This window comes from Paenibacillus sp. ATY16 (assembly GCF_003399985.2).
In the GTDB taxonomy this organism is placed as follows: domain Bacteria; phylum Bacillota; class Bacilli; order Paenibacillales; family Paenibacillaceae; genus Pristimantibacillus; species Pristimantibacillus glycanilyticus.
In genome coordinates this window covers 19,437-29,716 of record NZ_NMOK02000035.1, presented here as the reverse complement: position 1 = coordinate 29,716, position 10,280 = coordinate 19,437, and the positions used below count along the sequence as shown (strand labels likewise).

The 10,280-nt window shown below is 54.0% G+C and carries 7 protein-coding genes; 3 read left to right on the top strand and 4 right to left on the bottom strand.

Annotation, left to right across the window (positions count from 1 at the left end; genetic code table 11):
• Positions 1-267 precede the first annotated feature (267 nt).
• From CFI03_RS20165 to CFI03_RS20150, 4 genes are all read right to left on the bottom strand, one after another.
• Positions 268-594 (bottom strand): antibiotic biosynthesis monooxygenase, encoded by a 327-nt coding sequence (locus tag CFI03_RS20165; protein ID WP_248758996.1) that lies wholly within the window; start codon positions 592-594, stop codon positions 268-270.
• Entirely contained in the window at positions 591-821 is a 231-nt protein-coding gene (locus CFI03_RS20160; protein ID WP_248758994.1) for a helix-turn-helix domain-containing protein, read from the bottom strand. The genes CFI03_RS20165 and CFI03_RS20160 overlap by 4 nt, the downstream gene beginning before the upstream one ends.
• 20 nt (positions 822-841) lie before the next feature.
• Positions 842-2,308: a protein adenylyltransferase SelO gene (locus CFI03_RS20155; RefSeq protein ID WP_248758993.1), complete on the bottom strand. Its 1,467-nt coding sequence runs from the start codon at positions 2,306-2,308 to the stop codon at positions 842-844.
• A gap of 98 nt (positions 2,309-2,406) precedes the next feature.
• Complete coding sequence (locus CFI03_RS20150; RefSeq protein ID WP_248758992.1) at positions 2,407-3,537, bottom strand: tyrosine-protein phosphatase; 1,131 nt, start codon at positions 3,535-3,537, stop codon at positions 2,407-2,409.
• 189 nt (positions 3,538-3,726) lie between these two features.
• Here CFI03_RS20150 and CFI03_RS20145 point away from each other — a divergent pair, with 189 nt between their 5' ends.
• From CFI03_RS20145 to CFI03_RS20135, 3 genes are all read left to right on the top strand, one after another.
• Positions 3,727-5,091 (top strand): TrkH family potassium uptake protein, encoded by a 1,365-nt coding sequence (locus CFI03_RS20145; RefSeq protein ID WP_248758991.1) that lies wholly within the window; start codon positions 3,727-3,729, stop codon positions 5,089-5,091.
• Positions 5,092-5,183: 92 nt separating this feature from the next.
• Entirely contained in the window at positions 5,184-5,960 is a 777-nt protein-coding gene (gene murI, locus CFI03_RS20140) for a glutamate racemase (RefSeq protein ID WP_201008516.1), read from the top strand.
• Positions 5,961-6,307: 347 nt separating this feature from the next.
• Positions 6,308-10,141: a galactose-binding domain-containing protein gene (locus CFI03_RS20135; RefSeq protein ID WP_248758989.1), complete on the top strand. Its 3,834-nt coding sequence runs from the start codon at positions 6,308-6,310 to the stop codon at positions 10,139-10,141.
• Positions 10,142-10,280 lie beyond the last annotated feature (139 nt).

Below are 10,280 nucleotides of genomic sequence, written 5' to 3'. Positions count from 1 at the left end.
TACTTTTTTGCATTCTGGAAAGACTCCAGATCCTGGTACACAGACTATTTTACGTCATCAACGCAGCACGCCCACAACACTTACATTCCCAGCCCAACCTAAGCAAATAAGACCCTTGCAGGGTCTTATAATGACTACTATTACTCCACTTTCGCCCGATAAGACCCTGCCAGGGTCTAATGCCAGCATCACTCGTTCGCAACCCCCGATATGATGCCGCGGGCTTAGCGATACCGCGCATCGTTAAGCTCAGCCAAGCGCTGACTGCTATAGCTCCAGCCTCCTGAAATTCGGAAACGGCTGGGCGGCTTCCTTCAACGATCCGAGCCCCGTCATTTCCGCGACAGCCATCATACGCTCCCAAATCGGCCAAATGACAGGAGAGCTATGCGCCTGCCTTTTGGCCTCCTCGGATTTCCATTCGAGAATCTCAATAACGGTCCCGTCCTCCGCTTCAAGCTGAAGCAGCGGCAGCTCCGTAATCAGTCCCTCCCGCTTCAGAGCCGGTCCATGCTCCCTAACGATCTCATGAAGCTCTTGCTCCTTGCCGGCATGCGGCCGGTACAAGGCAATCGCGATATTTTTACCCGTCATTTCGGTCTCCCGCTTTCTGCCGGCAATAATTCATACAGCTCATTAACCGTGCATCCAACCGTGTCCGCAATGGAGATCGCCGTCTTTAACGGCATTAACCGCTTATTCTCGATATAGTCGGCCAGCCGCTCCGGCTTATACCGCAACTCTCCGGCTAATGCCTCCCGGCTCATCCCCCGCTCCTCCAATCGCTTCTGCAGCAAACAGCGGCCCAATTCATATTTCATGGCATAAATCTCCTATCGCCTTAAGTTCCGCAGAACGTTCGGTACGGACGCGGCGATTGTTCCGAAAGGGCGGCATACGCCTCTTGCTCGCCCGAATAGGCATACGGGTTCGCAAGCGCGGCAAGCAGATTATCCAATACGCACAGATCTCCCTGTTCCGCCGCCTCCAGCGCTTCCTCTACCCGGTGATTGCGGGGAATAACAGCCGGATTGCTGCTCCGCATCAGCCGGAGAGCTTCTTCTTTGGACTCCGCTTGCCGTCCCAGTCTCGCCTGCCATTGCTGCTGCCATTCCGCAAACTCCGCCGTACCATGCAGCACAGTATCCTCAGCCTTATCCATGGATAAAGCCCGGAACGTATTGGTGTAATCCGCCTGATTCCGCTGCATCAGCAGCACAAACGCTTCAACCAGCGCCTCATCCTCCGGCTCCTCGTTAAAGATCCCCAGCTTCGCGCGCATGCCTTGCAGCCAGTATTGCTGGAACAGCTCGCTGTAATCCGACAACGCATCCTGAGCCAGCTCAATAGCCCCTTCTTCATCCTCGTCCATTAGCGGAAGCAAGGCTTCAGCAAGTCTAGCGAGGTTCCATGCACCGATAGACGGCTGATTGCCAAACGCATAGCGGCCTTCCCGGTCAATGGAGCTGAAAACCGTAGCCGGGTCATACGTATCCATAAACGCGCATGGCCCGTAATCTATCGTTTCTCCGCTGATCGCCATATTATCCGTGTTCATAACCCCGTGGATAAAACCAACCAGCTGCCATTTCGCAATCAGCGCCGCCTGGCGTTTAACAACTTCCCTGAAGAAGCTGACATACCGGTTGTCACCGTCCTCCATATCAGGGTAATGCCTCTTTATCGCGTAATCCGCCAACGCTTGAAGCTCCTCGAGCGTCCCCCATTGGGCTGCGAACTGGAAGGTACCGACACGGATATGACTTGCGGCAACCCGGGTCAGAATCGCGCCAGGGAGCAGGCTCTCGCGCACGATCTCTTCGCCCGTCGTCACAACCGCAAGACTGCGGGTTGTCGGAATGCCAAGGCCATGCATCGCTTCGCTAATGATATACTCCCGAAGCATGGGCCCCAGCGCCGCGCGTCCGTCGCCGCCGCGGGAATAAGGCGTCCTTCCGGAGCCCTTCAACTGAATATCATATCTCTCACCTTGCGGAGTAACCTGCTCGCCAAGCAGCACGGCGCGGCCATCTCCAAGCCGGTTGAAATAAGCGAATTGGTGTCCGGCATAAGCCTGGGCAAGGGGCTCCGCGCCTTCGGGAATCTGATTGCCCGCGAATACTTGGATGCCTTCGCTGCCTCGCAGCGCATCGGCATGAAGCCCTAGCTCCGCCGCCAGCGGTTCGTTTAACTTGATTAACCCGGGAGCGCGCACGGGGGCAGGATTTTGCTTCGTATATAATAAGTCCGGCAGATCGGCGTAGCTATTCTCAAGGTTCCAACCCGCGGTTGTTTTATAGTCCGTCATCTTTTGTCTCCAATCTCGTTTTTCCTTATTATACCCTTTTCTTTCGCTTAGCCATAAAAAAAGACCGCCGGCCGTAAAAGGCCAGCGATCCATTCTTATTATTCCGTGTACATCGCTTTCAGCTTCGCGCGTTCTTGTTTCGTAATGCCAAGGCCTTTTTCAAGGAAATTGTCGATCGAGCCGTATTTTGCCTTCATCTCGTCAATTGCCGCTTGCAGGAATTCCTTCTGAACGCCCATCAAAGCCGTAATCGCCGCGACAACATTCTCATCCTTCACCTGAGCTTTAACGGCTTCAATCGCCTTCTTGTTCGCTTCCGCACGGTATACGTTGCTCAAGAGGTAGTCATCCATAACCGTCTTCTCGTCTACGCCAAGCGTCAGAAGAATGATCGCGGAGCCCAGGCCCGTACGGTCTTTACCGGCTGTGCAGTGCTGAACGAGTCCGATATGGTTAGGGTCGTTAAGCAGCTCCATCAATTGGACGTAGAACTTCGGAGAATCGACCATTTGTTTGTTAAAGCCAGCCATCATGGCAACCGCGCTAGCTTCGTCTTTCATCAGGCCGGAAGCAATCATGGCGTTCAGATCCGCTGCCGAGCCTGCATTCCCGGCATCCGTGCGAATATTGGCGATACCCGGGATTACCGGATCCGCAAGAGCCTTAACCTCTGCATCCGTACGGTAGTCCACGTTTGTTTTGATGCCCATTTCCTGAATCGTCTTGATGTCCGCGTCCGTCAAATGCCCAAGCTCTTCGCCGCGGAACAGCTTGCCCCATTTTACGGTTTTGCCGTCGGTCGTTTTGTAGCCGCCGAGGTCGCGGAAGTTGTATGCGCCCTGCAAGTTTACTTTGCGCTCCGCAACCGTTACGGTCGCGCCGCTGCTTGTTTTAATGTAGAAGTACAAGCGGGAGCCCGGCTTCGGATCCGCTGTGACATAGCCGTTATAGCTCGCATTAATGCGCTTCAGCTGCTTGCCGTTTGTAGCGATGTTGTCCGGCGAAGTGCTCCACAGGATTTTAGCGGCGCCAAGGTCTGCATTGGAGTTCCAGTGAATTTTCAGCTTGCCGTCAGACGTGCGTTCAACGCTTGCTTGCGTGAATACGCCTTGCACTTTCTTTTGCGATACCGCAGCAGGTGCAGCGAAGCTTGCTGCCGGTGCGGCTACCGCGCCAAGCGCAAGAGATGCAGCGAGTACGGTTGCTGCGTAAATTTTGGATACCTTCATTTTCATTTGCCCCCTACAATTTGGTTGTGTTCCGGTTGTATATAAGTTGTATTCTTGTCCTTATTGTAGGGGGGCTTTATAATGGCCATTTTAAAATTTGATAAAGAAATTGTAAAAGCGAGAAGCCGCATATTTGCATGCGAATCCAACCATATTATGGCTATGCCTTAGGGATAACGGGAGGATTGTATGTTTAAAACATCTCGGGAATGGGTGAGCCGGCGTTCGCCTGCCCAAGTCATTACCGGATACTATATTCTGGCTGTGCTTATATCCATTCTTCTATTCAGCATTCCTGCCGTGCGGAGGCCCGGAGTCGAGGTCTCTTTCTTCGATACCGTCTTTACGGCCGTCAGCGTCGTAAGCGATACCGGTCTGAGCGTATTTAACGTGGCGGAAACCTACAGCGTGTTCGGTTATTTCGTTATTATGCTCGTCCTTCAATTCGGAGGGATCGGCATTATGGCGATGAGCACGTTCTTCTGGCTGTTGATCGGGCGCAAAATCGGTCTCCGCGAGCGCAGGCTCATTATGGTCGACAACAATCAATTCGCCTTATCGGGCCTAGTCCAGCTCGTAAAAGAAATATTGCGGATCACCCTTCTGACCGAGCTGATTGGCGCGGTCATCTTCGGAGTACGCTTCCTCCGGTACTTCCCTACCTGGCAAGAAGCCTTCCTGCAGGGGCTATTCGCCTCCGTCAGCGCAACAACCAATGCCGGAATGGACATTACCGGCCAATCGCTCATCCCGTTCAAGGATGACTATTTCGTTCAGCTGGTGACGATTCTGCTTATTATTTTCGGCGCGATCGGTTTCCCGGTCTTAATCGAACTAAAAGCATTTCTCTCCCGCAACAAGCTGGATCTGAATCATCCCTTCCGTTTCTCGCTATTTACGAAGCTGACCTCTTTTACCTATTTCGCTTTGCTCGCGATTGGAACGGTCTGTATCCTGTTGTTCGAGTCGCAGCATTATTTCAAAGGCCTAACCTGGCACGAAAGCTTCTTCTACGCCTTCTTCCAGGCCGCTACGACGCGGAGCGCCGGCCTTACGACGATGGACATTACTCATCTGACGCTGCCGACGCTTCTGCTGATGTGCGTCTACATGTTTATCGGAGGATCTCCCAACTCGGTTGGCGGCGGGATCCGGACAACCACCTTCGCTCTTAATATGCTGTTTATCTACCACTTCGCCAGAGGGCGGCGGGACTACAAGGTATTCAAGCGCGAGCTGCATATAGACGATATCTTAAAATCCCTTGCCATCTCCATGATGGCGATCGTCATGTGTTCGCTGTCCGTGCTTGCCATCAGCTTCTCCGACAAGCAGCATCAGCTGGTCGCGATCATTCTGGAGGTGTGCTCCGCCTTCGGTACGGTGGGCTTATCTACCGGGATTACGCCGGATTTGAGCATTTTCGCCAAATGCATTCTCATGCTGCTTATGTTTATCGGAAGAATCGGACTGACGTCCTTCCTCTATATCATTGGCGGCCAGCAGACAACCTCGAAGTACCGTTACCCGGTAGAAAGAGTGATGACGGGATAGTTGTCTTCAAAATAATCCGATCGGAGTCTTGCCCTATTTCCCGGACCGCGTTATGCTGGGTGTAATCATATGGGATAGGAACGTTGTAAACTATGACGATCGGTATTTTCGACTCCGGACTCGGAGGACTAACGGTACTGGCGGAAGCGCTGAAGCGTCTTCCTGCCGAGAATTATTTATATATGGCGGACACGAAGCATGTTCCGTACGGGACCAAATCGGAAGAGGAGGTCCGCGACTTCGTGCTCCAGACGGTTGAGCAGATGGTTGCGGAGGGGATCGATGCGCTGGTCGTAGCCTGCAATACGGCGACGAGCATCGCGATCAACGAGCTGCGGGAGCGGTATTCTTTTCCCATTATCGGGATGGAGCCTGCCGTTAAGCCTGCCGTGGAGATGAACCGGGCAACGGGGAAAAAGGTTCTCGTCTGGGCGACTCCTCTCACCCTGCGCATGCCGAAATATTACGCGCTGGTCTCCCGCGTGGACGAAGAAGGAATCGTAGACTCCCTTCCAATGCCCGAGCTGGTGCAATATTGCGAGTCGCTGCAATTCGATAAAGAAGTGCTGAAGGATTATTTTCTCTCCAAGCTGGCGCCTTACGACTTGAACGAATACGGCATATTGGTGCTGGGTTGCACGCATTTCCCGTTCTACACGTCTATTCTCCGGGATGTTCTGCCTGCGCATATTCAGATTGTGAACGGCAATCTGGGAACGATCCGGCGTTTAACCGCGATGCTGAGCCGTTACGGAATCGGCACGGGGCGCGGTAGCGGCCAAGTACGGTTCATGTGTACCGGCGGAGAAGCCGCTTATATCGAGAAGATGCGCTCCGCGCTCTCTTATTTGAAAGAACAGGATCTATAGAACCGGTACCGCTCCGATGCGGTGCCGGTTTTTTTGTTGCGCCGCCGCCGATACATAAGATCGCACATGTTCATCGTAGGAATGCATCTTCAGCCTGGCAGGCAACTGGATTATGCTATGCACATACGACTGCTCTTTCGATTACAACCTCATGACGAAAAGATTCGAGACCGCCAATACCGCACGCGTAACCGTTAGGTATTGGTTTTTTGTTCATTCGAATGAGTGCTTACGAAGCAAGAATGATCGGAGATAACGATTTCTTTTTAGGAGGTGGTTGAATGCAGCTATGCTCTAAAATGTAAGCGCATTAATTATTGACCATTCTTAATACTAGGAGGTTTTTTATGTTCGCCATAAGTAAAAGGCTAAGCCGCAATCCGTTTATGATGTTCTCTCTTGCATTGGCCATCTTGTTATCGCAGCTTACGCTCTACCCTTCTGCCTCATTGGCGGCGGGCGGTTCCAACCTTGCCATAGGCAAGACGGTAACGGCTAGCGGCTACGCGGATGTTTATGTCGCAGGCAATGTAGCCGACGGGAATCAGGCTACATATTGGGAGAGCACGAACAATGCTTTTCCGCAATGGATCCAAGTCGATCTTGGAGCAAGCACCAGCATTGATCAAGTCGTTCTGAAGCTTCCTGCCGGCTGGGGCACGCGCACCCAGACGTTGTCCGTGCAAGGCAGCACGAACGGATCGACATTCACCGACATTGTTGGCTCCGCAAGTTACGTTTTTAACCCTTCCGTCAGCAACAACGCGGTAACCATCAACTTCTCGGCCGTAAGCACCCGTTACGTCCGCCTGAACATTACGGCCAATACAGGCTGGCAGGCCGGCCAACTCTCCGAATTCGAAATTTACGGAGCAGCCGTAACTCCTCCGCCATCCGGCACTTATCAAGCCGAAAGCGCGGCTCTATCCGGCGGTGCCAAAGTGAATACGGATCACACCGGCTACTCCGGAACGGGCTTTGTTGACGGCTACTGGACGCAAGGCGCCTCAACGTCCTTTACGGTCAACGCGGCTTCCGCAGGCAGCTACGACGTCACGCTCAAATACGCTAACGCCCAAGGCTCCGCGCGCACGTTGAGCATTTACGTCAACGGCACCAAGATCCGTCAAACCACGCTGAACAGCCTGGCGAACTGGGATACTTGGGGCACCAAGACCGAGACGTTGACTCTTAATGCAGGCAACAACACGATTGCCTACAAATACGACTCTACCGATTCCGGCAATGTGAATCTGGATCAGATTTCCGTGGCAGCTTCGGCGACGCCGACTCCAACACCTACACCTACACCTACACCGACTCCAACACCAACGCCGACGCCTACTGCAACGCCTACACCTACGCCTACTCCAACTCCTACTCCTACGCCTCCGGCCAGCGGGAACGTAGCATTAGGCAAAACCATGTCCGCTTCTTCTTCAACCTTTACGTATGTAGCGGCTAACGGCAATGACGGCAGCACGTCCACTTACTGGGAAGGCAGCGGCAATCCAAGCCAGCTGACCGTTGATCTCGGCGCCAATCATGACATCACTTCCGTTGTGGTGAAGCTGAACCCGGCAGCCGATTGGAGCACGCGTACGCAAACGATTCAAGTATTGGGCGCGAACCAAAGCACAACAACCTTCAGCAATCTGGTATCCGCGCAATCCTATACGTTCAACCCTTCCTCCGGCAACACGGTTACCATTCCGGTCACCGCTACCGTGAGCAAGGTCCAGCTGAACATTACGGCGAATTCCGGCGCGCCTGGCGGTCAGGTAGCTGAATTCGAAATTTACGGCACGCCGGCTCCTAACCCGGATCTGACGATTACAGGCATGACTTGGACGCCGACCAATCCGGTTGAGACGGATGCCATTACCCTTAACGCAACCGTAAAAAATATCGGCAACGCCGGCTCCCCCGCTTCTTCGGTGAACTTCTACCTGGGCAGCGAGCTTGTTGGCACGGCTTCCGTAGCTGCCTTGGCTGCCAATGCGACAGCTGCGGTATCGGTTAATGCCGGGGCAAGAAATGCCGGCAATTATCCGGTAAGCGCGAAGGTCGATGAGAGCAATACCGTTATCGAGCAAAACAATAACAACAACAGCTACGGCAATTCGGCGGGCATCACCGTTGCAGCCGTGCAAAGCTCCGATCTGATCGTATCGACGACCTGGAACCCAAGCAATCCAAGCGCGGGCAATACGGTTACTTTTACGACTAACCTGAAGAACCAAGGGAATATCGCTTCCGCGGCCGGCGCTCATCCGATTACCGTGGCATTGAAGAACGCATCCGGCGCAACCGTTCAGACCTGGAACGGCTCGTATACCGGATCCCTTGCGGCAGGCCAATCCGTTAACGTAACGATGGGCACTTGGACGGCCGTTAACGGCAGCTATTCGGTAACCACCACGGTTGCCGCCGACGGCAGCGAAGTGAGCACCAAGCAGACCAATAACAGCAATACGGTAAGCCTGTACTCGGGCCGCGGGGCAAACATGCCGTTCACCATCATGGAGGCGGAATCAACCTCCAATCCGACTAACGGCACGAAGCTTGCTCCTAACTTCAAGCCCGGCGATTATGCCGGCGAAGCATCCGGCCGTTCGTCCGTCTATCTGGACGCTACGGGAGAATACGTGGAATTTACGCTGACTTCCCCGGCTAACGCGTTTGTCCTCCGCAACGCGGTTGCCGAGAACACGACCGGAACGGTCAGCATTTATGCGGATGGCGTAAGCAAAGGCAAATACAACGTTTCCTCCAAGTTCTCTTACCTGTACGCAACGCCTAGCACGCTTGGCCGTCTGGGCTACGACAATGCGCCTGGCGCAGGCTTAACGGCTTACTGGCTCTATGAGGACGCGCAGCTGATGCTGGATCAGGTGTATCCGGCCGGAACCAAAATCAAGATTCAGAAGGATGCGGGCGACGTATCCTGGATCTACGTCGATCTGCTCGAAACCGAGAATGTGGCACCGCCTCAAGCGAACCCGGATCCAACCAAATACGTGGCCGTATCGGCGTCCAAGTCGATTGATCAGGCGTTGACGGAGTTCAGACAGGATAATACGAAGAAAGGCATCTACATCCCAGCCGGCGAATGGACGATCAACAGCAAGATCTTCCTCTATGGCCGCGCAACGGAAATCGTAGGCGCCGGTCCTTGGTACACGAAGCTGGTTGCTCCTCAAAGCCAGTCCAATACGGATGTTGGCTTCAACATCAGCGCCGCGGCTAACGGCTCAACGATCCGCGACCTGTCGGCATGGGGCAACTACATTAACCGGGTGGATGGACCGGGCAAATTCATCGATGGCAACGGCATGCAGAACGTAACGGTTCAGAACATTTGGGTCGAGCATTTCGTCTGCCTCTACTGGGGGGTTAACTCCTCCTACAACACGTTCAAGAACAACCGGATCAAGAACACCTTTGCGGACGGCATCAACATGACGAACGGCTCCTCGTACAACGTGATCGACAACAACTATGCGCGCGGTACGGGCGACGACTCCTTCGCTCTATTCAGCGCTACAGACTCGGGCGGCTCTTACAACGTTGGCAACAAGTACACGAATCTGACGGCGACTAACGTGCGCCGCGCGGCTGCTTTTGCCGTATACGGCGGTTCGGATAACCTGTTCCAGAACCTGTACGGCGCGGATACGCTGACGTATCCGGGCATCACGATCAGCAGCTACAGCTTCGGCTACAACACGCTTGGCTTCGGCGACCAGGATACCGTCATTGACGGAGCTACGCTGGACCGCACGGGCGGCGACTTCTGGACCAGCGTTGGCGCCGACGACAAAATTAACGATTACCAGAACTTTGGCGCAATCTGGATCTACGGCGGCGACCGGGCGATCAAGAACATTCTGATCAAAAACGTGGACATCAACAATCCGGTCTACTTCGGCCTCATGTTCCAGTCCATGTCGCCAAACAATATGGTGATGCAAAATATTCGCGTCGAGAACGTCAACATTAACAATCCGTCCCGCTACGGCATCAAGCTTGTCGTACGCGCCGAGCAGGGCCAAGGCCCAGCTTACGGCGGAGCAAGCTTCACCAACGTGAAGGTCAACAACCCGGGCATCTCCGCCATTTACGGCGAAGCGCAAAGCCCGAACTTCACCGTCACCCGCGTAACGGGGAATAACTGGTAAAAAATAACGAAGGCCCTCCCAGTCGCCAATGACTGGGAGGGCCTTTCCGTTCCGTTGCTCGCGGCAGGCGATCCAGATAAAAGCCTTAACGATGTGGCACATCGTTAAGATCACGCTGCGGCTGCTTTGCCGTCACCTT

Bases quoted from the DNA above. Each gene is read 5' to 3' on its own strand.
- CFI03_RS20165 (WP_248758996.1), bottom strand. From the start codon at position 594: ATGACGGGTAAAAATATCGCGATTGCCTTGTACCGGCCGCATGCCGGC.
- CFI03_RS20160 (WP_248758994.1), bottom strand. From the start codon at position 821: ATGAAATATGAATTGGGCCGCTGTTTGCTGCAGAAGCGATTGGAGGAG.
- CFI03_RS20155 (WP_248758993.1), bottom strand. From the start codon at position 2,308: ATGACGGACTATAAAACAACCGCGGGTTGGAACCTTGAGAATAGCTAC.
- CFI03_RS20150 (WP_248758992.1), bottom strand. From the start codon at position 3,537: ATGAAGGTATCCAAAATTTACGCAGCAACCGTACTCGCTGCATCTCTT.
- CFI03_RS20145 (WP_248758991.1), top strand. From the start codon at position 3,727: ATGTTTAAAACATCTCGGGAATGGGTGAGCCGGCGTTCGCCTGCCCAA.
- murI (WP_201008516.1), top strand. From the start codon at position 5,184: ATGACGATCGGTATTTTCGACTCCGGACTCGGAGGACTAACGGTACTG.
- CFI03_RS20135 (WP_248758989.1), top strand. From the start codon at position 6,308: ATGTTCGCCATAAGTAAAAGGCTAAGCCGCAATCCGTTTATGATGTTC.